The 25,112-nt window shown below is 56.7% G+C and carries 17 protein-coding genes; 9 read left to right on the top strand and 8 right to left on the bottom strand.

The features are described from left to right. Window positions 1-16: 16 nt before the first annotated feature. The 4 genes from AKL27_RS16540 to AKL27_RS16525 form a co-directional block, all read right to left on the bottom strand. A complete protein-coding gene (locus AKL27_RS16540; RefSeq protein ID WP_050463960.1) occupies window positions 17-691 on the bottom strand; it encodes a DUF2848 domain-containing protein in 675 nt (224 codons plus the stop codon). Between the two features lie 86 nt (window positions 692-777). After that, entirely contained in the window at window positions 778-2,106 is a 1,329-nt protein-coding gene (locus AKL27_RS16535) for an MFS transporter (protein WP_050463959.1), read from the bottom strand. 355 nt (window positions 2,107-2,461) lie between these two features. Then, window positions 2,462-3,388, bottom strand: coding sequence for a LysR family transcriptional regulator (locus tag AKL27_RS16530; RefSeq protein WP_050463958.1), 927 nt, complete (start codon window positions 3,386-3,388; stop codon window positions 2,462-2,464). Window positions 3,389-3,493: 105 nt separating this feature from the next. After that, on the bottom strand, window positions 3,494-4,021 hold the full coding sequence (locus tag AKL27_RS16525; RefSeq protein ID WP_050463957.1) for a YgjP-like metallopeptidase domain-containing protein: 528 nt from the start codon (window positions 4,019-4,021) through the stop codon (window positions 3,494-3,496). A 313-nt stretch (window positions 4,022-4,334) separates the two neighbouring features. Between AKL27_RS16525 and AKL27_RS16520 the strand changes: the two genes are divergently transcribed. The 9 genes from AKL27_RS16520 to AKL27_RS16480 all read left to right on the top strand — a co-directional run bounded on the left by AKL27_RS16520 (window position 4,335) and on the right by AKL27_RS16480 (window position 20,832). Then, a complete protein-coding gene (locus AKL27_RS16520; RefSeq protein ID WP_198155992.1) occupies window positions 4,335-5,141 on the top strand; it encodes a helix-turn-helix transcriptional regulator in 807 nt (268 codons plus the stop codon). Between the two features lie 116 nt (window positions 5,142-5,257). Continuing rightward, complete coding sequence (locus AKL27_RS16515) at window positions 5,258-7,492, top strand: TonB-dependent siderophore receptor (RefSeq protein ID WP_232311011.1); 2,235 nt, start codon at window positions 5,258-5,260, stop codon at window positions 7,490-7,492. Continuing rightward, window positions 7,492-8,064 carry a hypothetical protein gene (locus AKL27_RS28170; protein ID WP_050463954.1) on the top strand — a complete coding sequence of 191 codons (573 nt, stop codon included), beginning with the start codon at window positions 7,492-7,494 and terminating at the stop codon, window positions 8,062-8,064. Before AKL27_RS16515 ends, AKL27_RS28170 begins: the two co-directional genes overlap by 1 nt. Before the next feature lies 1 nt (window position 8,065). Then, window positions 8,066-8,944, top strand: coding sequence for a PepSY-associated TM helix domain-containing protein (locus AKL27_RS16505; RefSeq protein ID WP_050463953.1), 879 nt, complete (start codon window positions 8,066-8,068; stop codon window positions 8,942-8,944). A 634-nt stretch (window positions 8,945-9,578) separates the two neighbouring features. Continuing rightward, window positions 9,579-10,430 carry an HD-GYP domain-containing protein gene (locus AKL27_RS27235; protein ID WP_198155991.1) on the top strand — a complete coding sequence of 284 codons (852 nt, stop codon included), beginning with the start codon at window positions 9,579-9,581 and terminating at the stop codon, window positions 10,428-10,430. Between the two features lie 530 nt (window positions 10,431-10,960). Next, the gene (locus tag AKL27_RS16495; protein WP_083439106.1) at window positions 10,961-12,838 is read left to right on the top strand and encodes a ShlB/FhaC/HecB family hemolysin secretion/activation protein; all 1,878 of its coding nucleotides are present in this window, start codon (window positions 10,961-10,963) and stop codon (window positions 12,836-12,838) included. A 94-nt stretch (window positions 12,839-12,932) separates the two neighbouring features. Beyond that, complete coding sequence (locus tag AKL27_RS16490; protein ID WP_083439105.1) at window positions 12,933-17,945, top strand: beta strand repeat-containing protein; 5,013 nt, start codon at window positions 12,933-12,935, stop codon at window positions 17,943-17,945. A gap of 77 nt (window positions 17,946-18,022) precedes the next feature. Then, complete coding sequence (locus AKL27_RS16485; protein ID WP_050463949.1) at window positions 18,023-19,918, top strand: hypothetical protein; 1,896 nt, start codon at window positions 18,023-18,025, stop codon at window positions 19,916-19,918. Between the two features lie 23 nt (window positions 19,919-19,941). Next, complete coding sequence (locus AKL27_RS16480) at window positions 19,942-20,832, top strand: Crp/Fnr family transcriptional regulator (protein ID WP_050463948.1); 891 nt, start codon at window positions 19,942-19,944, stop codon at window positions 20,830-20,832. A 66-nt stretch (window positions 20,833-20,898) separates the two neighbouring features. Here the strand turns inward: AKL27_RS16480 and AKL27_RS16475 are convergent, their stop codons facing one another. From AKL27_RS16475 to AKL27_RS28465, 4 genes are all read right to left on the bottom strand, one after another. Then, complete coding sequence (locus AKL27_RS16475) at window positions 20,899-21,696, bottom strand: Crp/Fnr family transcriptional regulator (RefSeq protein ID WP_050463947.1); 798 nt, start codon at window positions 21,694-21,696, stop codon at window positions 20,899-20,901. Window positions 21,697-21,750: 54 nt separating this feature from the next. Further along, window positions 21,751-23,490, bottom strand: a complete 1,740-nt coding sequence (locus AKL27_RS16470; RefSeq protein ID WP_083439104.1) for a 7TM diverse intracellular signaling domain-containing protein — start codon at window positions 23,488-23,490, stop codon at window positions 21,751-21,753. A 749-nt stretch (window positions 23,491-24,239) separates the two neighbouring features. Then, on the bottom strand, window positions 24,240-24,716 hold the full coding sequence (locus tag AKL27_RS16465) for an energy transducer TonB (protein ID WP_198155990.1): 477 nt from the start codon (window positions 24,714-24,716) through the stop codon (window positions 24,240-24,242). 182 nt (window positions 24,717-24,898) lie between these two features. Further along, the coding region (locus tag AKL27_RS28465) for a hypothetical protein (RefSeq protein ID WP_232311010.1) at window positions 24,899-25,112 on the bottom strand (214 nt) is incomplete at its 5' end.

Raw genomic sequence — 25,112 nt, 5'->3', positions numbered from 1 at the left:
ACGACAGCGAAATGACTCAGGCTACTTCCGCCAGAATCTCGGTTTCATAAGTGTGGCGCAGCGCCCGTTGGCGGCGCGGATCGAACAGCTCCATCGTGAACGAAGTCGCCGGACGAATGCCGCCGATGGCGCCGACTGTACCGCACGTCATGCCGCTGCCTTCAGGCAGGATGTCCTTGCCATCGGTAAAGCGCGCGATCAGGTCTTGCGGTGTACGCAGGCTGGCCAGTGTGCCTTCCTGGTACAACACTTCCTTGCCATCTTCCTGGATCCACGAACGGATCACCAGTTCGTCCCAGTATTCAGCGACGTCGCTGAGCTTCCATGCGGCGGCGGCTACCGGCTTGATGCAGGCCTGCTTGGAGAAGGCCACGCTGTGCGCTTCCAGCTTGCGGTCGGTGTGGTCGGAGGCGATGCTGACATACAGTTCACCGCCGGCGTTGAAGACGAAGGTTTCCACTTCGCCCGACGATTCGGCGCCGAGTACTTGCACTGCCGGTGATTGCGTCAGTTGATTGTGCGATACCCGGTAATACAGCGGAACGGCGCTCGGGCGCTGGATGCCCAGTGCTGCCAGTTCTTCGATGTGATGCTCGATGGCGGCCAGATCGCGACCAGCCCAGCCGGCGATGATCAGGGTGTGGATGTCAACGTTCAACGTTGCGGCGTCAAGTTGGAAAGAGAGTTTCATGAGATAACTTCCGATACGTAAAAGGGAGTGTTGCGGTATAGCGTTAATCAGTCGGCACAATCAGTGCAATCAATGCAAGGAGTGGTTCAGGTCTTCTTGACGAACACGATCACCAGGAAACTGGCGATGAATTCCAGGGCCGCCACCACATACAAGCCGGACGACAGCGAACCGGTGCTGGTCTTGAGGGCGCCGATCATGTACGGCGCTGCGAAACCGGCCAGGTTGCCGATTGAGTTGATCAGCGCGATACCGCCGGCGGCTGCGGTGCCGGCCAGGAATGCGGCCGGAATCGACCAGAACACCGGGAACGCGGCGAGGATGCCGATGGCTGCCAGCGTCAGTGCACACAGTGCGACCACGGCGTTGCCGAGGGTCAGGCCGGTGACAATCAAGCCGATACAGGCGATCAGGGTGGCGATAGCGCTATGCATGCGGCGTTCGCCGGTCTTGTCCGAATGGATCCCGTTCCAGATCATGGCCAATGTGCCGGCGATGAACGGGATGGCGGAGATCAGACCGATTTGCAGATTGCCCTGAACGCCGATTTCCTTGATGATCGACGGCGTCCAGAAAGCGATGGTAGCGTTGCCGCTGACGATACAGAAATACACCCCGGCGCACAGCCAGATGCGGTAGTCGCTACAGGCATCCTTGAGCGACATGTGCTTGCTGGCGGAGGTGTTTTCGGCAACCAGGGCTTGTGTCACGGCTTGCTTTTCTGCGGCCGACAACCATTTGGCGTTGGCTGGCTTTTCCGGCAGGTACAGCAGCACGAAGATACCGGCAATCAGCGACGGAATACCTTCGAGGATGAACAGCCATTGCCAGTTGGCGAGATGACCGACGCCTTCCATGCGGCTCATGATGAGGCCGGCAATCGGACCGCCGACAGCACCGGCAATCGCGAACGAGGTCATGAACAAACCATTGACGCGGGCGCGGCGCTGGGCCGGGAACCAGTAGGTCAGATACAGCACGACGCCGGGGAAGAAGCCGGCTTCGAATACGCCCAGAAAGAAGCGCAGGACATAAAAGGACATCGGCGTGGTGACATAGGCCATCGCCATCGAGGTCAGGCCCCACAGAATGGTGATGCGCGCCAGCGTCTTGCGGGCGCCGATTTTTTCCAGCAGCAGATTGCTCGGGACTTCAAACAGGAAGTAGCCGATGAAGAAGATACCGGCGCCGAGACCATAAATGGCTTCGCTGAACTGGAGATCTTGCAGCATCTGCAACTTGGCGAAACCGACGTTGACGCGGTCGATCCATGCCAGCACGAACAGGAAGACCAGGAACGGGATCAGTCGCCAGGCGATTTTCTTGTAGGTGACTTCCATGTTCACGCCGGTATTGCCGGGCAGTGAATTCGCGCCTGAACCGGCGTCAAGTGTTGCTGAGGTTGAATGAGTCATGCTGTGCCTTCTCCTGCTTTGAGATTGATTGAGCTGCCGTGACCTCTGCCGGTATGAGAATGAACACCCCATCAGGAGATGTCGGAGCCGATACCGATACCGCGATTGCCAGGCGGAAATCTGTCGCTTGTGTTGGTCGCTTGGATAACGACGCCACGCACGATCTTGTGAGAATTCAGTATGCGTATCCGCTCTGGCACTGTCCAACAAGAAATTGTTGGTGCCGATGATTGGAAAATCTTATGAGCAAAAACGGGTCGGCCGGTGCGCCGTTGTGGTGCTGTCTGGCGGCGCCGGACAATGGCGCGCCAGCCGCGTGAACATTGACTGTGCTGCTGTTTTGACGGGGGTGCTGCTATACCTGCGACGGCAATCGCGCGATCTCCTGGCCCCAATTGAGTGCGAAGTCGGCGGCGGTTTCCTGTGCGATGCGGGCAATGGTTTCAGTCAGCGGGTTCTCATTGTCCGCACGAAAGCCGGCTTGCATCACCAGTGCTGGGAACTCGACATCGACCCGCAGCGGGTGCAGGATTTCTTCATTGAGTTCGCGCTGGATGATCGCCGGCGGCACTGCTGCCACGCCGAAGCCGTCGGTCACCAGCCGGATCATGGTGGCCACCGAAGCAATGCAATTGATATGCAGCGCGCCGCGCTCGCTGCCGGAAAACATGCGTTCGATCACAGCATGCGGCCCCGAGTTGCGGGCAAAGCTGATGATCGGGAAGGTGGCCAAATCGGACAGACTCAGCGTCTCGCTGCCAATGTTGAGCTTGGGGCTGCCGACCCAGCGCATCGGAAACTCGCACAGATTGATATTGGTAATGTGTGGGCCGCTCATCGGTCCGGCCTGTAGCACGACATCGAGCAAGCCCTTGCTGAATTGTTCGCGCAGATGAATCGTGGTGTCACTGGCGATTTCAATCTGCAGGCGCGGGAACATCTTGTGCAGGCGTCCGATGAAATCCGGAAACCAGCTATGCACGATGGATTCGATCACGCCGATGCGAATCACGCCGGCGTAGATCTGCTTATCCGACATGTCATCCTTCATCTCACGCATCAGCTTGACCATGCGTTCGGCATACACCAGCGCCTTGCTGCCGTCAGTGGTCAGCGCCACCTCACGCGCGCCACGGTCAAACAGACGCACGCCGAAATCTTGCTCGAGCGTGGCAATGCGGCTGGAAACGGCAGCCTGCGTGGTATGCAGGCGCTCGGCGGTAAGCCGGAAGTTTTTCAGCTTGGCCAGCCAGACGAAGGTTTCGAGAAAGCGGATATTCATGGTTGGCGTTGGTGAGTGCGGGTTTGTGATGCGACAAGGGAAAACAAAAACGAAGGAAGCCGGCAGGATCGTCAATTACCCGGAGGCTTGGCCGAACCAGCATTGTCAGGGCGCTCCTTTTTCTGCACCCCATAGACGTTTTCCAGACAGATCAAGCTCGGTCAGGTAAAGCCGCAGATCGAATTCATATTGATGATAATTTGGTTCCATATAAGCGCAAAGCTTGTAGAAGGCTTTGTCGTGCTGTTTCTCTTTTACGTGGGCCAGTTCGTGCACCGCGATCATGCGCAGAAATTCCAGCGGCACTTCCTTGAACATCGTGGCAATGCGGATTTCGTGTTTGGTCTTGAGCTTGCTGCCCTGCACGCGCGAGATTGTCGTATGCAGCCCGAGCGCATGCTGGATGACATGGATTTTGCTGTCGAAGCCGACTTTGCTGATCGGATCGGCATTGCGCAGGAATTCTGTCTTCAGCTCCTGTACATATTCATACAAGGCCTTGTCGGTGCGAATGCCGTGCGCGGCAGGATAGCGAGAAGTCAGCACGTCGGCCAGCTTGTTTTGGGCGATCAGCTGCGAGACCTGCGTGCGGGTCTGGTCGGAATAGGCGCTGAGGTACTTTAAGGGCAGCATGCGGGCATTATCAAAAGCGGGGCAGGGTGTTTATCGAATATCAACTGATGGCAGCCGGGTGTCGTGCAGCAGGCCGGACAGACGCCGGCGCGCGTCGTTTTGCTATTGCCGGCACTCGAGATGCGTCATTGTACGCCGCGCCAGCGGGGACTTCATCAACGGTCTTGCGAGAGGCGCTGGCCATTGCGGTGGCGTTCAGCTGTTTGCGGCCCAGACGCGCGTTGTCGGAATCCCTTTATAATTGATAATAATTATCATTCAGGTCAATATGAACAGCTTCAACTGGTCTAAAACTTTCTCTGCGGACATGTCCATGTCGGTCGGATCGATCACGCCTGACATGGCGTTGGAAACCTGCGCGCCGGTGTTCGAAGGCTTTCAGGTGATCGTTCTGATGAATGGCTGGTTGCGCAGCCGGATCAATGATGCACGGCCCTTTGATATTGCCGACCCGGCCGTTTTCGTGGTGCTCGCGCGGGGTAGGCAACTGGGGTATGACCGGATGGAGGCGGGCACATTGCAGCGTTATGTGCGCATCGGCATCGATGCCGAAAGTGCCCAACGCAATGGCATCGACTTCAAGAAGATCGCCGCCAGCGACGGACCACGCTTGCATGGCGGCGATGTCGACGTCATCCGGCTGCCGTTGACGCCGAAGGTCAAGGCAATCGCGATGCAGGCGTTTACCTGTCCGGTGCAGGGCGACATGCGCGACCTTTACCTGGCGGGCAAAGGGATGGAATTGGCGGCAGTCACCATCAGCGAGCTGGCGCAGGAAACTAACCCCGGCCTGGTTCATCTGGGCCGGCGCGATCTCGAGCGTCTTTGGTATGCCCGCGAACTGGCGCTGGCGCATTATCAGGATCCGCTTTCCCTGCACGAACTCGCACGTCGTGTCGGCACCAATGTCAACAAGCTCAATCAGGGATTCCGCCAGGCATTCGGCGCCAGCGTGTTTGAATTCATCCAGCGCCATCGCTTGCAGGAGGCGCACCGGATGCTGTCGACCGGGGCCTTCTCGGTGTCAGAGGTGGCGTTGTCCGTGGGCTATGCGATTCCGCATTTTTCCACTTTGTTTCGCAAGCATTTCGGTTGCTCGCCGAGTCAGCTCACCGTTTGATGGCGGCCACGACTTTGTGCAAAAAACGAAAGCGGTCGTGAAGATATAAAAAGCGCGTGAGACAGCGGCTCCTTAAAATATGAGAATAATTCTCATTAACAAACAAGGAACCTTGCATGTCTCGCCCTGTAATCCCGCGGCGCCCGCCGCGCGCGCTGCCATTATCGGCGTATCTGTCTCCCCATGTTTTTTCGATGCTGGTTGCTTCCGCGGCGCTTGGCGCGAGCGGCGGCATCTGCGCGCAAGAGACGCCGGCTGATCGTTCCAAGGCGGATGACGTGCAACCGGCCAGCGCCTTGCCGGCCGTTACGGTATCCGCCCGTGGCACCGATGATTCCTATACCACGGCAGGTGCGGTCAGCGTCGGTTCGAAAATCCCGGCCACGTTGAAAGAAACGCCGCAATCGGTGTCGGTCATCACGCGCAAGCGCATGGAAGATCAAAACCTCAATTCGCTCGACGAGGTCATGGCGCAAACGCCCGGTGTCACGGTCCAGCCCTACAACACCGGCGTGATTCCGCAGTTCTATTCACGTGGCTATCCCATCGAATATTTCCAGTACGACGGCGTGCCGCTGCAGACCGGCGGTGCTTCCTGGACCATGCCGGAAATGGTGATGTTCGAGCGTGTCGAATTGCTGCGCGGGGCTGCGGGTTTGTACAACGGTGCCGGTTACCCGGGCGGCGTGATCAATCTGGTCCGCAAGCGTCCGGGCAAGGAGCTGGCGTTTTCCGGCTCGGTCGCCGCCGGATCCTGGAATGCGCGCCGCACCGAGCTGGATTTCAGTTCGCCGTTGAATGAATCCGGCTCGCTGCGCACGCGGCTGGCGGTGAACTACGATGCGCGCGACTCGTTCATCGACTACGCCAAGAGTGAAAAGTCCTCGGCCTACGGCATCATCGAAGCCGATCTCGCCCCCGGCACCACATTGGCGGCCGGCTTCGGTTACCAGAAGCGCAACTGGACGCCGGCCATGATGGGCTTGCCGCGCTACAGCGACGGCGGCGAGCTCGGACTGCCGCGCAGTACCTTTTTCAATACCCCTTGGACCAACTGGAATTTCGAAAGCACGCAACTGTTCGCCGAGCTGTCGCACCGAATCGACAAGGATTGGTCATTCAAGCTGAATCTCACCAGCGATCACGAGACCAGCGATCTCAAGTATTCCTACGTGTTTGGTGCTGTCAATCGTCAGACGCTGGCGGGCGCGCGCCTGATGGGCGGTGCCAATCAATACGACAACCAGCAATACGGCGTGGATGCCATGTTGAACGGTCGCTTCCAGGCGTTTGGCCGCCAGCATGACGTGGTGGTCGGCGCCAACTGGTACAAGCGCAGCGCCGAAAGCTGGGGCGGCACGCTGCCGGGTTACGGCGGCACGGCGGTGAACGTGTTCAACTACAACCCGGCCGCCATCGCCGACCCTGGCACACCGAAATGGACCAGCAAGAGCAATACCGATCTGACGCAATACGGCTTGTACGGCTCGACGCGTCTGAAGCTGGCCGATCCGCTGAGCCTGATCCTCGGCGCCCGCGTCAGTTGGTGGAAGACGACCGCGCAGAATTTGCTGACGTCGGCCACCACCTCTGACTTTAACGACAGCGCGCATTGGACGCCGTATGCCGGGCTGGTCTACGAACTCACGCCGAACTGGTCGCTGTACACCAGCTACGCTGACATCTATCGCGTCCAGAGCAACTACAAGGACAGCAGCGGCAACGGTTTGCCACCGGTCACCGGCGCCAACTACGAAGCGGGCATCAAGGGCGAGTTCTATGACGGCGCACTCAACACGTCGTTTGCCGTGTTCCGCATCGACGAGACCAATCGTGCGCTCCAGACTTCGGTGACGGTGGTGGATGGCTGTTGCTACGCCACCAACGGTCAGGTCCGCAGTCAGGGCTTCGAAGCCGAACTCGCAGGGCGTTTGCTGCCGGGACTGGAGGTCGGTGCCGGCTACACCTTCAACACCACCAAGTACCTGCGCGACGCCACCTTTGAAGGCCAGCCGTTTCGTACCATGTCGCCCAAACACATGCTGCGGCTCTGGTCTTCCTATCAATTGCCGGGCGAACTCAATGCCTGGAGTGTCGGTGCAGGCGTGACGGCGCAAAGCGAAACCGCGGTGCAGTCCGGCGCGGTGCGCGCCAGTCAGGGCCTTTACGCAGTGGCCAATGCGCGCATCGGCTACCGGCTTGATAAGAGATGGTCGCTGGGCCTGAATGTCAACAATCTGTTCGACCGCACTTATTACATCTTGCCCGGCGCTTCCAATGCGCCTGCCAGCTACGGCAGCGTCTACGGCGACCCGCGCAACATCATGCTTACTTTGAGAGGAACCCTGTGATGCACCTGAATACCTGCAAACCGAATTCGACATGGACCGCGGCCGCGCTGCTGTGCGCCGCCTTACTGGCAGCGCCAGTCGCGAACGCACTGACACCGGCGCTGACATCGGCGCTGAGTAAGCCACCGGTGGTGAAGGCACCGACCTGGGTCGGTACTTACCAATGGCAGATGCGCATGCAGCCGCACAGCGGCGATCCGTTCCGCCTGCGTCTGGGATTTACCGCGTTGCCGAGCGGCGACTGGACGGTGGCCGGTTCGCTGGTGCTGGACGATGCCGAACTGGGCGCCAGCGGTACCGCCCGCTTGCGTGACGGCCGTCTGGTGGTCGACTTGCTGGTTAGTGGCGGCGTGCGCGATGTGGTGCCCGATGAAGGCAAGCTGGCGTTGTTCCCGCCCGGGAAGGCACCGCAGAAAATCAGCTCGGCCGGCTTCGCGACCTTGCGCCTGGAACTCGATCCCAAGGACTACCGGGGTGTCGCCGCCGGCTACATGATCAATGTGGTCAATGGCAATCTGCAACAGGGACCGTACTACACCGAAAGTACGCTGGTGCCGGAAGCGGTGAAGTAGTATGGTGACCGGACGTCGCCTCTGGCTGGCCGTGCATCGCTGGATCGCACTGAGCATCGGTCTGATTCTGGCCTTGCTGGGCGCAACCGGTGCCGCGATGGTGTTGCGCACACCGATTCTGCAATGGGAGGTCGGCGCCGGTCCGCTGACCTTGCGCGCAGCACCGGCGCCGGGCACCGCCTACGCTTCGCCGCACGCCTGGCAAGAAGCGGCGCTGGCTGCCTATCCGCAATTGCAGCGCGCCCTCGGCACTGCGCCACCCAATGGCGGCTTCCTGCTGTCGGACAACGCGATGGTGTTTGGTCCCGTGCAAGGCCGGCAGGCCATGGGCATTGCCATGCTCGATCCCTATACCGCCGCGCCGCGCGGATTCTTCGTTTTCGACGATTTGTGGTTGGCCAGGATTGTCGCCTTCCACCGCGCCCTGATGCTGCCGGCACGACCGGGTTCGCAGATACTGGCCGCCTGCGGCATGGTTCTGCTGGCGTCGCTGTTCACCGGCTTGTGGCTATGGTGGCCGCGCGGCACTTTCCCCGGACGCTGGCGGCGGGCCTTCACGATCTCGCTGCGCGGCCGGAGCGCGCAACGCTGGCTGGCATTGCATAACCTCGCTGCCGTTTATCTGTTCCTGCCGTTGCTGTTGCTGACCACCAGCGGCGTCATCTTGGCACAGCCAACATGGTTCGGCTGGCTCGGCCTGAGTCGCGGCCCGCATTCCGTTCTGTCTGCATTGCATGCACAACTGATGCTGGGGATGGCGGGGGAGATTGTTACTTTCCTGGCGGGCGTGGCGTTACCGGTGTTGTATGTGTCGGGTTTGTCCATGTGGTGGGGAAAGCGGAGGGCAAGGCGTCAGGCCATGTTGCGGCCAACAGGTTGATGCCGGTCATGTTGATTTCAGCGGACGCACGGGCTGCACAGTAAATCCCGTGGCCGGCTGCGCGGATACCCTGTCCGAAGAGAGGATATCCGCAAGACCCGGAATTCATACAAGGTACTGGTGACAGGCGGCGTTGCCGGGCTGGCACTGGCGCGAGCGAATTCCACGCGGATTTGCAGGCCACACCAATTTTTATCATTCCATTCCGGCACGTTCGTGAACCGGTTCCATTGCGAGAAATCGCACCCGCATGCAGGCGATTCACACGCTCTGTCAGGCGACCCATCCATGCTGAAACATTCGGGCTTGCCTGCGCAGGCAGGCCGCCTCTGAACTGTTCCGGGACGTATCCACTCGCGTGGAATTTTCATTCCACTCATCCTTCAGTGTTGCCTTGAAGAACAAGACGAATTTTTCTCGCGAACGTGATGCTGAATTGCGAAAAGAACAGCAGATTGTTCGCCGGCGAACAGTTGATGCATCACGGCGGCAACCAGCAAAATAGAGTCTGGACAATGAGGTCGATCAATGTCAGGTTCCCCCTCCACAGAATGAAATGCAATCTTTTCTGTCGGCAATATATGGCGCCCTTCCAACTCCTTGGCGATCCCGGAATATGAAAAGCAGGAATCTAATGAAAAATTACTCGACGTCGTTGCGGACCCGCCGGGATGGAACTGATGCGCGATCAAAGAGTATCAGTCGCCAGAACACGGTTATTCTCAATATGGATATCCAAACTCCCCGACGCGAAAAACCATCAATTCCGGCGCCGTCGAAGATGAAGAAAAATCGTCTGGCAATGGACCTGGAAAGTTTCTCGCCATGGGAGATCCCGAGCGGGATATCCCAGTTTTCCTCGGAGGCGGCAAGGAATGCCGAACTCGATATGATGCATCGGCTTACCCTGGCCGCCTCCTTCAAGGATTCCGACACTGGCATGCACCTTGAGCGGATGAGTCACTATGCCCGGGTGATTGCCGCGGCCATGGATACCTCCTTGGAATTTCAATATGCATTGTTCCATGCCGCGCCCATGCACGATATCGGCAAGCTTGGCATCCCTGACCACATTTTGCTCAAGCGAGGGCGGCTGACCGATGCTGAAATGGCGATCATGCGTACGCATCCTGACGTCGGCTATCGGATTCTCAGTGGCAACCAAGGCATGTTTATTCAACTGGCTGCGGAAATTGCGCTAACGCATCACGAAAAATTTGACGGCTCAGGCTATCCGTCGGGATTGCGGGGCGAAGCGATTCCGCTGGCCGCAAGAATTGTCGCTGTAGCAGACGTTTTCGATGCATTGACATCATCTCGTCCGTACAAAATAGGATGGGAATTCGATCACGCGGTCAAATTCATGATCGCCAATGCGAATACCCATTTTGATCCGGCATGCATTGATGCATTTCTGGCGGTACTGCCCGAAATAAAAAAAATACAAATCGATTTCCATGGCGTCAGTTCAATGGCGGCGTTGTAAGAATCGATACCGACGTATTGATTCGATCCTTCTGATAAGGATCGGCTACCCAAGCAAATTGTGTGTGTGACCTGCTGCATGCAGCGGGCGTAGTCCCCTGAAACTCTCCCGCCGTCGTCCCCCAGCCCGCAAACATATGCCGCCAGTCACAGATCCGGATGCACCGTGCTGTAGTTGCGATGCGTGCGCTGACACATGCCTGTCGTTCATCGCGTTGGCTTCTGCGCAGATTTACTTTGCGTTGTTTCTATACGACGCCGACCTCGCTGCGACTGTTTCGAGTCGCGGCGGTAATCCATTTTTCTGGCCCGTATGCTTCTTCGGAGGTGTCTTTGCTTGATTAAATTTCCATCAGGAACTGATTAAATTTCCATCAGGAATTTATTCTGCAGTAATCGGAAAAATAGTTTTAATAATTACCGCGAATTGTTCGGGGGCGAACAATCGTCGCCGAAATTTTTTGACCCGACTAATACAGTTACATAAAGAGCAACCGTCCTGATCATGACGAATTCTTTTAGTGCCTTGTGATGAATTTTCGTTCTCCGGAATTTTTCATTTTCTCGACAGGCGCAGTAAAAGACCGGTCAGCGCGATTGCACGTTTTTGTGACAAAAGGGTACGAAAATAAAATGACAAACTTCTTGTTTCGACCTGCGCCCCTCGGCATTCAGGTAACCATCGCAGTAGCCCTGTCGGCCGCCCCGTTTTCGAATGCGCATTCTCAAGCGATAGGTCCCTCCGATGTCGAGAGTCAGAATCGCGGATTGTCCGGACCCGGCGTTCGCTCGCGTGTCATTCCAGAGGTATTGCAGATCAACAATGATACCGCTGACACGGCTGCGTCAGCGGCGGACGAAGCGGCCATCTTTCCGGTGACGCGTTTCAGGATTGAAGGACTCACTGCGCTGTCGGCAGACGATGTACTGGCACGCGCGGCGAAGAAGATTCCCCTTGATGCGGGCACATACAGTCTCAAGCGTGTACGCGAGATTGCTGCCGAAGTGCAAAGGGTGCTGCGCGCAGAAGGATTGATCGGTGCCATCGCTCTGGTGCCGGCACAGAAACTCACGGATGGCACATTGTCGATTCGTGTGGTGGAGGCCAGGCTGGCGTCTTCTCATTTCAGCGAAGTGACTGACGACCCGGACAACACCATTTTTCCGCCGCGCCGGGTAGCCATGCCGGTGGTCGAGTCGGTGATCAACAGTCAGCTGTGTCTGGAGCCGCAGCGGTTTGATTGCGAGCCGGGAGCGCTCCGGCAGGCTGATGTCGAACGCGCCTTGCTGCTGGCCGGAGAAATGACCAACTCGTCCGTCAAGGGCAGTCTGAGCGTCGATGCCGTGAACGGCCTTGGCCTTGACGTGAGCAGCAAGGCGCTGCCCCGCGTCAGCGGCGAGCTGGGGTTCGACAACTTTGGAACGCCCAGTACCGGAACCTATCGCGCGCAAGGGCGTGTTGCGATCAGAGACCTGTTTTCTGCGGGTGACTCGCTTGCCATGTACGCGCTGAGAAGCACCACCGGGGAAACCACCGACCTCGGCATCGACTACAGCAGGTATGTCGGCAACGCCGGCTGGAAACTCGGGGCTACCGCAGGCAAGACGCAATATCAGCTTGGTGGCGATTTTTCGGCACTCGATGGGTCGGGCAACGCCAAGACCTTGTCGCTGTATGCCACATATCCGTTTTTGCGCCGCTTGGGCGCATATGGCGACATCCGCGTGGAATACCAGCGCGCTGAACTGACTGACAGCCTGCTGGGTGAGGTGACAAAACGCACCCAGAATCAGATCCGGGTGGGCGGCTCCGGTGCATTTGCCGACAACCTCGCGGGACTCAACGCAAACTCAGCCTGGAGCCTGGCGCTGTCAGCGGCAAGTGTGTCCAGCAATGATGCTGCCGAGGCAGTACAGCAAGTAGACAAGTCATCGCTCAAGGTGATCGGCAGCATCAACCGGGTGCAGTTCCTGGGGCAGGGCTTCCAGGCATCGGTGAACATGTATGGCCAGTCCAGCAATGCCAACCTTCCCGGCTATGGAAAGCTGTATCTCGGCGGACCGGGTGCAGTGCGTGCCTACATCGCAGGCGAAGCCGGTGGCGATTCTGCTGTTATTGCGCAGACCCAGGTCGGTTGGACCGGCGCCATTCCCTACGTGAGCAATCCGGATTGGAAATGGGGGCTTGGCGGCTTCTACGACCGTGGCTGGGCCAAGCTCCAACAGCATCCAAACTTCTCTGTCGCAGGAAATACCGTGGTCCTGGCTGGCGCCGGGGTCGAATTTTCTCTGCTTAAACGAGATCGCTTCAGCTTGCGTGTTTTCTATGCCCGCACCGTGGGCTCGCCCGCCTCAAGCGTGGATGCCAAACAGGGACGGATAGGTTTCATCGCAGGTGCCGCGCTGTAGCAGATATCGCATCGCCACAGCTGTTGCTTCGAATACCCCCTGACCCATGTTGGCTGCGCCGCAGCCGACCGACACATTTTTAGACTGAGCTCTCATGAACGCTAAACAATTTCGCCTCGTCTTTAGTAAGCGCCTCGGCATGCTGGTTCCCGTGGCTGAAAACACCAACGCGAACGGCAAGGGCGCCGGCAGCGGTTCGGTTCAATTTCTGACATCGCCGGCAGCGCGCGGCGTTTTCCGCGTCAGCCTGATAAGCGCGTGCGTCGCAACCCTGCTGTGGGCCGGTTCGGATGCGCTGGCGCAGGTGTTGCCAACCGGCGGGACCATCGTCAGCGGCCAGGGCAGCATTGTCTCGAGCGGTTCGCAGATGACAGTCAATCAAGCGTCCAATGTGATGCGCGCCAACTGGAACAGCTTCAGTATCGGTAGCGGCAATACCGTGACGTTCGTGCAGCCGTCTTCGAGCGCGACCGCCCTCAATACCGTCATCGGCAATTCGCCGAGCCAGATCTACGGCAACCTGAACGCGAACGGGCGCGTGTTTCTGATCAACCAGAACGGAATCCTGTTCGGGCCGAACTCCCAGGTCAATACGGCTGGTCTGCTGGCGTCGACCAACCCCAACGCCAGTCTTGATTCAAATGGCACATTGGTGCTTTCCGGTAGCGGTCGCGGCGAGGTCATCAATCAAGGCAATCTGAAAGCGGTCAACGGCGGCTTTGTCGTACTGAGCGGCGCGCGGGTCTCCAATGAGGGAACCATCACCACCCCGGGCGGAACCAGCGCGCTTGTCGCCGGCAGCAATGTATCGCTGGTGCTCGATAACAGCGGCTTGCTGTCGGTGACGGTTAACGAGGGCGTGGTCAATGCGCTGGCGCAAAACAAGGGGTTGATCGTTGCCGATGGTGGTCGCGTGCTGCTGACCGCCGCGGGTGTCGATACCTTGCTTTCCACCGTGGTTGGCAACAGCGGTACGATCCAGGCGCGCTCGGTTGGCACCAGCAATGGCGTGGTCGTGCTCTCGGCCACTGGTGGCGACAATGTGAATACGGGCGACATCGACGTCAGCGGCAAGAACGCCGGCGAAAAAGGCGGCGCCATTGTACTCAGCGGCGACCGCGTCGGGGTGTTTGGCAACGCTACGCTGGATGCGAGCGGCGTTGCCGGCGGCGGGCGGATCTTTGTCGGCGGCGACAATCTGCATAAAGGCACCGATATCGCCGACATCCCGATGGCAAATACGACCTATATCGGCGAAGGCACACGGATGCTTATCGGCTCGAGCGAGGGGGCCGGCGGATTCGTGGAAACGTCGGGCGGCAAACTGACGATGCTCGGCAGCGTTCAGGGGCAATCGGCCAAAGGCAACGGGCAGTGGTTGATTGATCCAACCGATATCACCATTAGCAACGCTACTAGTGCTAATACAACCTCGGCAACAACCGCAGGACTCGATATTTTTTCCGCTAGTCCTAGCAGCAGTGCTACAGGTATTGTGCAGGCTAGCTCTATCAGCAACGCTCTGTATAACAATATCGACGTTACTGTCACCACCGCAAGCAGTGGGTCTAGCGTCGGGAACTTAACACTAGATGCCCCAATTGACCGTCTAATCAACGCCAATAACTCAGTCAGCGGACAATATCCAGTGTTGAGTCTTATTGCGAACAACAATTTGACGATCACCTCGAATGGTTCGATTGGTCAAGGCAATGCTGCATCATATAACGGTATTGCCGTTAATTTGACGGCTAGCAATATCAATATTATCGGTAATATTGATACCAAAGGTGGGGACCTCAACGTTCAAGCAACAAATGGAATTGCCGGCACAGGCAATCTGACGGTGGGCGGTGCGACCAACGCTACGGCCACGACTGGCAACATCGCGCTGTTGAGTAACAACAACAGCTTGGCAGGCCCCGTCAATCTGAGTGCGTCGAACGGCGCTGTGATGCTAAATACGACCGGTGATACGACGCTGGGCGAGGTGGTGGCGGCGAGTAATGTGTCTGCTACAGTGGTCAACGGCACGCTGACGTTTGCCGGTAACATCACCGCTACGAACGTCGCAGGGAGTGGCAGCAACTTGACACTATCAGGCAATGTGCGCGCTTCAAACGCGATCATTCTGGCTAGCCAGGTCGGCGATCTAGTGGTGTCCGGTAATCTGACTAACTCAGGAAACGGAGATGCCTTTTCCACCCTTCTGACGGCTAAGAGATCCGTAATAGTTTCTGGCAATTTGAACACTCCAGTAAGCGGTGCTTCGTTGACGGCCGCTCAAGATGTGATCACCACTGGTAACCTGACGGTGGGCGCAGGCATTAATAGCATAGCCTTCGGAGGCAACGTCGCGCTGTTGGGTAACAACAGTCTGGCAGGTTTGGTCAGTCTGACTTCGGTGGGCGGCGCCGTAACGCTAAATGCGACCGGTAATACGACGCTGGGCCAGATGGTCGCGGCGGGTAATGTGACTGCCACAGTAGCCAACGGCAGCCTGACAGTTGCCGGCAACACGAGCGGTGCGAATGCGAACCTGAGTGCCAGCGGCGATCTGACGGTACCGGGCAACGTGAGCACACCGGGTAATGCAACCTTGCTGGCCGGTGGCAACCTGATCAGCACAGGTAATGTGACGGTGGGCGGCACGACCAATACGACAGCGACGACAGGCAATATCGCCTTGACAGGCAATAACAGTCTGGCAGGTCCGGTCAATATGAACGCATCGAACGGGACCGTGGCACTGAGCACGACCGGCAATACAACGCTGGCTAACGTCACAGCGCTGGGTAATGTGACTGCCATGGTGGCCAACGGCAGCCTGACAGTTGCCGGCAACACGAGCGGTGCGAATGCGAACCTGAGTGCCAGCGGCGATCTGACGGTACCGGGCAACGTGAGCACACCGGGTAATGCAACCTTGCTGGCCGGTGGCAACCTGATCAGCACAGGTAACGTGACGGTGGGCGGCACAACCAACGGTACAGCGACGACAGGCAATATCACTTTGATAGGCGATAACAGCCTGGCAGGCCCGGTCAATCTGAACGCAGCGAACGGTACCGTGAGGTTAAGGACGAACAGCGATACGACACTGGGTAACGTCACAGCGCTGAATAAAGTGTTTGCCGCGGTGACCAACGGTAACCTGACGGTGGCAGGCAACACGAGCGGTACGAACGCGAACTTCAATGTCAGCGGTGATCTGACGCTGGCAGGCAACGTGAGCACACCGGGTAATGCAACCTTGCTGGCCGGTGGCAACCTGACCGGTACGGGCACTCTGGATGTGGGCGGCGTCACGAATGGTACTGCCACGACCGGCAACATCGCACTGACAGGCAACAACAGCCTGACCGGTCCGGTGAACCTGAATACGCCAAATGGTACGATCACGCTGAACACAACTGGCAACACGACACTGGGTAATGTGACCGCCTTGGGTAACGTGACGACCAACGTTTCCAACGGTAGCCTGACGGTCGCTGGCAATGCGACAGGTGCGAACACCAACCTGAGCGCCAGCGGAAACCTGAGCGTGGGTAACCAGGGCAATATCAGTACCGCAGGTAATGCAACGCTGACTGCCGGAGACAACCTGACCAGCACCGGTAATCTGACCGTGGGCGGCGTTACCAATGGCACCGCCACAACCGGCAACATTGCGCTGACTGGTAACAACAGTCTGACCGGTCCGGTGAATCTGAACGCGTCGAACGGCACGGTCACCTTGAACACGACCGGCAATACCACGTTGGGTAATGTCACCGCACAGGGCAATGTGACGACCAATGTGTCCAACGGCAGTCTGACGGTTGCCGGCAATACGACAGGTGCCAACACCAACCTGAGTGCCAGCGGCAATCTGACCGTGGGCAACCAGGGCAATATCAGCACCGCGGGCAATGCAACCCTGACTGCCGGCGGTAATCTGAGCAGCACAGGCAATCTGACGGTGGGCGGCGTCACCAACGGCACGGCCACCACCGGCAATATCGCGCTGACCGGCAACAATACGCTGACCGGCACCGCGAACCTGAACGCCTCCAACGGCAGTGCAACGCTCGTTACCAATGCAGACACCGCGCTCGGTAACGTGACCGTAGGCGACAGTCTGTCGATCAACACCGGCAGCGGTCATCTGACATCGGCAGCCGACCCGACCGGTCCGCTCAACTTGAGTGTGGCGGGCAATCTGAGCGTGACGACCTCCGGCGACACCACGCTGGCCAATGTTGCCGCAGGCGGCAATCTGACTGTCGCCATTGGCAACGGCAACCTGACCGTGGCCGGCAATACGACAGGCACCAATGCCAACCTGAGTGCCAGCGGCAATCTGACCGTGGATAGCCAGGGCAGTATCGGCACGACGGGCAACACAAGCCTGACAGCCGGCGGCAATCTGACCAGCACTGGCAACCTGACCGTGGGCGGAACCACCAATGGCACTGCCGTGACCGGCAACATTGCGCTGACGGGCAACAACAGCCTGAGCGGTCCAGTGAATCTGAATGCATCGAATGGTGCGATTACGCTGAACACCGACGGCGATACCACGCTGGGCAATGTGACGGCGCAGAGCAATGTGACGGTCGGTGTGCCCAATGGCAACCTGACCGTGGCAGGTAATGTCAGCGGCAGTAACACTGATCTGAGTACAGGCGGCAGCCTGATAGTCGGCAACCAGGGGGGCATCAGTACCTCCGGCAACACGACCTTGCTTGCTGAGGGCAACATCACCAGCACAGGCAACGTCATCGTAGGCGGTGCTACCAACGGCACGGCCACTACCGGCAACATCGCGCTGCTTGGCAACAACCTGCTGAGCGGACCGGTGAATCTGAATGCGCCCCACGGCACCGTCACGGTGCTGGCGCCAAGGGTGGCAACGCGTGTCCTGAGCGTAGTGGCGCAAGACTACCTGGCCGCCACCATCGGCGGGCAAATGATTGCCGAGTCGGAGTACTTCAATGGTCGTCGCGGCCCCATCAACTGGATGGAGTCATTCGATGAATTGCTCGGTTCAGACCCTGATGGCAAGCGTATCGGGGCTGATCAGCCAAACGCAACATTGACCATCAACGAAGTTCACGCGAAGTGATCCGTTCGTGATCCAGGGCGACCTGGATCACGATCTGTTGCCCTGTTTAGTGGTTTTACCCTGTTAGAGACCCTGTCATGTCATTCAATCTGGAAGAGTTCGAGTACAAATGCTATCGCCGCGAAACTGAAGCGGCGGCCCGTGATTTGCTGGATCTGTTGTTGCGCCTGGACCAAAACCTGGGGCATTTCCCGACGCCGTTGGCGGCAATGATTCCATCCAGCTTGAGCAATTCAAGCCGGGATGTCGATGCCCATCTGCTGTCACGCGTGGTGGCTGCGTGCAGCGCATTGCTGGCCGATACGGGGACGAAATTCAATCCTGAATATAACGTGCGCATGTTCACGGTCCATCGCTGGTTATCGACGCTTTTCTCTGCGAGTCCGTTCGGCAATGCCGATCATATTCTGCGCTCATTGAATCTCGACGGCTTGAAGGCGGGGTCCCAATTGGCTGTTGCCGCTGACGAAGTCAGCAAGTTCTGCATGCTGTATACCCCGGAATCTGATGTGCCGCTCGATCTCGATGCGCTTTGGGCATTTGACAAGAATCTCGCTGTCAGTCTTTGCATCGGCTTGATCTCGCCCAGGTTCATCGCATCGCGGTCGGCGCATGCCAAGCGCGAAGCCATCTTGCCTTGGCTGACCGAAAAACTGCTGGAAGTCGATGACATAGAGGACTTGCCCTACGGCGTGACGCATGACCTGTACATGCATTGCAGCTACGCAGACCGACCGGACAAACACGCGGTAAAAAAATCCATCAACAGGTTGATCAGAAAGAAGCTGGACAAGCATGGCGTGCTGCCGGTCGATGAGCTGCCGTCCGCGTCATCTCTGACGGACGGTGGCAAACCGGTCATGCTGATCGTGCTGGAGTGGTTCACCGCCGATCATTCCATTTTTCGCACCCACTCCAAAACGATGGAGGCTGCCAGAAAGCATTTTCATGTCGTGGGCCTCGGTTACGAAAAATGCACGGATGAATTGACGCGCAAGACATTCGACGAATTTATTGCGTTGCCGTCCGGTTCGTCTTTGATCGAGCATATCGAAAAAATCCGGGCCATCGCCGTGGAGCGCTCTGCACGGATTCTATACATGCCAAGTGTCGGCATGTTTCCCTTGACGATGTTCTTGTCGAACCTGCGGGTCGCACCATTGCAATTGATGGCGCTCGGACATCCGGCGACAACGCATTCCGACTGTATCGATGGCGTTGTCGTCGAAGAAGATTATGTCGGCAGTCCGGCTTGCTTCAGCGAGCCGCTGGTCATATTGCCTGCCGACGGAATGCCTTACCGGGCATCGTCGGCGATGAGCACGGTGGTGAAGCCGGCTGCCATGCGCCTGGCGCCTGAGGAAGTGAAGATTGCGGTCTGCGCCACCACGATGAAAATCAATCCCGGTTTTCTCGATGCCTGCGTTCGCATCGTCAAGGCCGCGACCGTACCGGTGCATTTTCATTTCCTCGTTGGCCAGGCGCAAGGGCTGGTCTATCTGCAAGTCGAAAGAACGATACGGAAATTTCTGGGCGACGCCTGCACCATATACCGGCACCAGCCTTACAAGAGCTATATGGATGTGATTGCCAATTGCGACATGTATATCAATCCGTTCCCGTTCGGGAACACCAACGGCATCATCGATACCACCAGTGCGGGGCTTGTCGGGATATGCAAGACCGGCGATGAAGTACATGAACATATCGATCAGGGTCTGTTTCAGCGCCTCGGCCTGCCGACATGGCTGGTCGCGACCACAGTGGATGAGTATGTCGAATCGGCAGCACGCCTGGCCAGCGATCACAGTTTGCGATACCACCTCAGAGAAAAGCACAGTGGTCCTTCCTATGTCGAGAGATTTTTTGAAGGAAGGGCGGGACTGATGGGCGAACGGTTTTTACAGTTGTTGACTGAGAAGGAGCAAGGAGTACAGCACGCGTTGCATCAACCTTCACCGACGCCCCATTAACCACTCACTTTCAAAAAATATAATTGCAAAGATATTTTTCCAGCGAAGCCTTTGCGAAGGGGAGTGGCCTGGGCACTGGCGGTTTCGTTTATAACCAATTGCGACTTCTTGGAATACCCGATGCTACTGCGCGTGCGGGTCAGTACCAGTTGACGCAGAAATCCTATGAATCGAATTCTTTGATCTGGAGGCGCGGCGAACATGTGGATGGATGGAGCTTTATTGTAAATGGAATCGTGGGTACCTCGATCGCGACCGATGATGGTAGTACGCTGTCGCTGGAAGTTTATGGGCCCTGGTCCTGGTTTGGCGAGCAATCCATCTTCACCAGCCAGACCAACCTGATTGAATACGTGTGCCTGACCGACGTCGACCTCATCACTCTGCCCAGCGATTTGGTACGGGGCTGGCTCGTTACAGTTCCGGAGTTCGCCCAGTACATTTCCCGCATGATGGCAAATCGCCTGCAACTGGGAGCGGAGATGCTTGCGCTCCAGAAGCTTGGCAGGCCATCTGCAAAAGTAGTGCTTGGACTGGCGCAACTGGTCACCTCCCTGGCCAACCAGGATAGTGGCGAGTACCAGGGGAACATTTCCATTCCGTTTTCACAAGGACTATTCGCTTCATTGTGCGGGGTATCCCGGACTGTCTTCTCCAGCAATGTGCTGCAACTGGAAAAGAAGCATTGGCTTGCATTGACGTACTCGAGTATCGAACTGATCGATATCTCCAGATGGCGCGCACTCATGGAGCTGTATCGTATAAAGTTCGAAGTCAGCCTGATGACTTCGGTAGATGAGATCATCGATGGTGCCGAACGCTACATCCCGCAGAAAAGACAGGCGCGCAGTTTACGCGGGCCTGAGAGTGGCGCAGGGCGAATCTCGCGCAGAAAAAATGATCATGGCCGTTGATGGTTCGCCATCTCCGGTTGCTTCGCGCTGTTCAGGCGAATTTGATCGCTCTCCCGGGTCGTGATTTCACAGCCGGTCTGACCCGATCAGCGAGATCAGTTCTGCCACCGAATCAAACGTCGGGCTGAGCCGGCTGGTTCGATATCGATTGAGCAGGCTCTGCCATTGCTTCAGTTGAACAATCCCGAGCTTGCCATACGATATCTCGATCCAGCCTATCTGCTCCAGTTGAAGAACGTAACTTGAAAAGACGGTTCTTGCGACACCGCACAGCGAAGCAAGAACGCCTTGGGTAATCGGTATGGTCAATTGCGATAATTCCTTCCCCAGTTCGTGTTCTGCGATCAATGCATCGACAATCTGTGCAATGCCCAGCACCACTTTCATGCACGGCTTGCCATTCTTTTGCAGCGCCAGAACTTCCGCTTTGCGTTGAAGGCGTGCCACGGTAACCCTGCTAAAGTTTTCGCTGAAACCGAGGTCCTGTTCCAGAAGTCGCAGAATGACCGCTTTGGGCAACGTAATCGCATCTATGTCGGTGAGACATTCGTAACCCAAAGAGCTCGGTATCTTGTTGACAATGGATTCTTCTCCGAACCAGGATCCCGTTCCATAAATATGGACGGGCATGGATTGACGCGACTCACTCGGCGAGAACTGAGCGATCAGCCCTGTCACAACCAGGCTCCACGAATCGATGAGATCTCCCTTCGGCCAGATGATGCTGCCAGATACAAAAGAATTGATCTTGATCTGGGGCAGAATCGAAAGTGCAGCGACATCTGACATGCCGAGCCGGCGCAGCTGCCTGTAACCATAGCCGTCAGGGCCTATTTTTCTAGAGCGAGTTCTGGAATAAGTCATATCGATTTGAAAAGGGGAGGGAAGGTCATCCGAAATCCAGATGTCAATTGCAGTTCATCTCATATCGCTATGCAGGGCGTAGCCTGATATGCCACTTTGCCTGACATTCTGCATGGTTTCGTCGGCAGCCGACATCAGGCTGTCAAGGTCTGCGCCGTCCGCTGGAAAACAGGAAATTCCGATACTGACGCGCAGCGCAACCTCATCGCGGCCGGTGTTCATTCTGCGGAATATATCCTCGAGCAGCAGCTCTGCACGTACGCAGAGAATATCGTCGTTGGGAACGCGGTTGAACAGAACAAAAAATTCATTTTCGCCATACCGCGCGTAGAGATCCTGTGATCCCGCTTCTCTGGAGATGGCTTTTGTCACCGTGTTGAGGTCCTCTTCACTGCCCGCCTGGTCTACGCTGATCTTGAGCACCGCACACTTTGCTCCTAGCACCAGTATTTTCGGTGCGAACCTGGCCCACCCTTTTTCGTTCTTGGCGCCGGTGCGTGCATCAACATATTCTGGTCGTGCCGAAGCGGGGGTTTCGTCCTCAAACAGTCCGCTCAGATTCCTGATGCGCCTGATTCTGCTGCCAAGCGCGACCAGGAAGAAAAATCCGTCCAGCACGACGCCTATCTGGAGCACGATATTCTGACTGCTGAATTCGACCAGATTGTAGTTGCTGGCCGCGATGCCGATGACTGTCAGAAATAATACGCCAAGCCCTGCCAGATACCATTTGGCGGGCAGGAATCCTTTGCGATAGGTGAGCACTGCCGCGACCGAAAGGCTTATCGTTCCTATCACAGCGCCAAGGCTCTTGAGTATGAGCCCCACCGAAAATGCCTGAAACAGAAGCAAGCCCAGCGTAACAAATCCAAAGTTCTCCAGATAGTAGAGCAGCGAATTCAACCTTGGCATGTATCCCTTCAAATCCAGAAAATGCCGCCCGAATTTGCTGCCAAACATCAGCCAGAACAAAGGGAATATCTGGACCAGGGAATAAAGAAATGGACCGTTCAAAAAGGACAGATAGTGCTGAAGATGTCCGCTGAATGTGGCAAGCGTGAGCGCCGCAAACAAAGTGCTCAGAGAGTTGTAGGCATACAAGCGTTCTTTGAACGCAATCGACATGACGACATTGCACAGGAAAATTGCGAATAGCAGGCCGTAGCAGAGCCCGCTTAGAAAGTTGACTTGCAATTCCTTTCTGGCGTAATTGACGCTGTCCCATATTTTCAGATCGTAGTGCAGCGCAAAATCCGAACTGGTGTTCAGATAGATGACGTAAACCTCGGGTTTTTCCAGCCTGAAAAGGAAGCTGAAATGGTCGTTGATCTGGTTGACGTGGTTCGAACGGACCCCCGTTCCACTCAAAATGGTTGGTATGGTTTCCGTGTCTTTCGCAAGGAATGGACCATAGACAGCAAATTTTCGCAAGGCAAAGAAACCTGTATCCAATACCCAGGCTCCCGTTGTTTCGACCCGCTTTACTTCGAGTTTGAACCAGAGTTGGTGATTGCGCGACGAGTCCGTGTTGAGCGGAGCGGTCTGCGTCCGGAATTCTCCTTGTGCGTCCAGCGCCCTGATTTCAGTCAAGCTCAAATCCCTGTCAACCTGCAAATAACTGATCTTGTTGATCAATGATTCGCCATGCATATGGGTACTCAGATCAACGATCTGATCGGATGATTTGGCCGGTTGGGGGAAAAGTACGGCAAGAAACAGCGCGCCCGCCACTGAAATCATCAGGCGGACAGCGCGGCTGAGCGCCGCAGAAGATGGTGTGCGATCGGATAGCATGCAATTGAGTCGATTGGAGTATTTTTAGGGCTATTTTTTTCGCGAGAGCATGTCATCAACCTGGCTCATGGCTGCCCGATTATATGCCCAACGACAACTGTTTCTTTGCAACAATCATTCGCGGTGCGCCGCCGATTCCGTATTCATCAGCGTGGAAGAGCCGCCTGCAGACCTCCCAGAACGGCCTGGATGCGGGTATGCAGGCGGTCCGCAGGCCGTCAAGCCTGGCTCAACCGATAGTGTGGAATTGTCCGATTGATAACAGGTATCGTTTGTTGGAAACGCGCATTCGCTCACGGAGAGTCACACGCAAAAGCGGGGCGGCTGGATATTTCTCTTTAATTGTTCGCAGCAGAACAATTTGCGCGTCAAGCGGAAATGAAATTGCATACGATAGCGATGAAGGCCTTTTTCATTGGACAACAACAACGACATTCTCGCTCGTCGAAAAGCGTTTCAAGGTAAGTGCTGGGAAGTCCCCCCCCCATTTCTTGCCGGCACAACTATTTACCTGCCGATTTCCCCGAGTCGGCTTTTTTTTCGATAGAGACTTTACATTGACATTTTCCCGACGGGAGACAAGCTGCTGATGCTGTAGCCACTGCCGCTCGAAACGAATCAACCGTCGGCAGGAGTGTGTCCTCAACGGGCAGATTTCAGTGTAAAACGATACCCTCGACATCGGCGTATTTACCGCTGGCGCGGTTGATGTCCTAAATATTGATTTTCAGCGAGTCTGTCGCGCTGAATTAATTGATTTTCTCGCCTGCGCCATATCCCGCATTTTCGGGTGGCTGAAATTCAATGGTGCGATTTGCACTCACTTCTATTGGCTTGCCATTCTCAATGTAAGGCATGAATCTCGCGGAAAGACAGGTGTCAAGCGCTTCTTTATCCAGCACCGGGTAACCCGATGATCGTATCAGCTGCGCCGGCTTTACTTGTCCGGTCTGATCAATGACGGCGCGCAGATGCACCGTCCCGGCTTGGCCCGGCCATCGAGCGTCTGCGGTGCCTGTGGTCCGGAGTGGCGCAATCATCTTCAAGGTTGCAGCCTCCGTACCGCTTAATTGCCGAGGCATCATCGGCGCTGGCGTTGAGCAACCAACCAATAAATAACCGATCAAGATGGCGCTTAAAAACGACCGATTCATGACCGTTCTTTTTGCATGAAGATGATGCTTTATAAATTGCGTTGCAGGCGAATACTTCAATTTTTTTGACAAGAAGAAGCCGCAAAGCGGAGGCATGTATGGTACCGAAGGAATAGGGAGGTCAAAAGCAGGAGTCGCTTTTATGAATTTGCGGAACAGTTTGGTTTTGCGGAAAAAACAAACTTAAAAACAAGTTTCGCAAGACGGCTGAAAGCCTTTGCTGGTGCCTGAGACCGGAACATCGATCCCAGCATTTACGCGGCTTCCATGGCTTTGTGCGGGATTCTGGCGGGTTTTCTTGTGACGAAAGCCCGCACTTCAGAGCGGACCCACAGCTTATGACGCGGTCGGCTGGTCGGGGCTTCTTCTGGGAAACCGGGCATTTTTACCACGATATCGCGTGCGTGTCGGAAAGTGCAGCTATGCATTTCGGCAATATCTTCCAAGGTCATCAGTTCGTTATTGTTC

This window comes from Herbaspirillum autotrophicum (assembly GCF_001189915.1).
GTDB classification, from domain to species: domain Bacteria; phylum Pseudomonadota; class Gammaproteobacteria; order Burkholderiales; family Burkholderiaceae_D; genus Herbaspirillum; species Herbaspirillum autotrophicum.
Note: the sequence above shows the minus strand (reverse complement) of the source record. Positions and strands in the feature narration are given on the sequence as shown.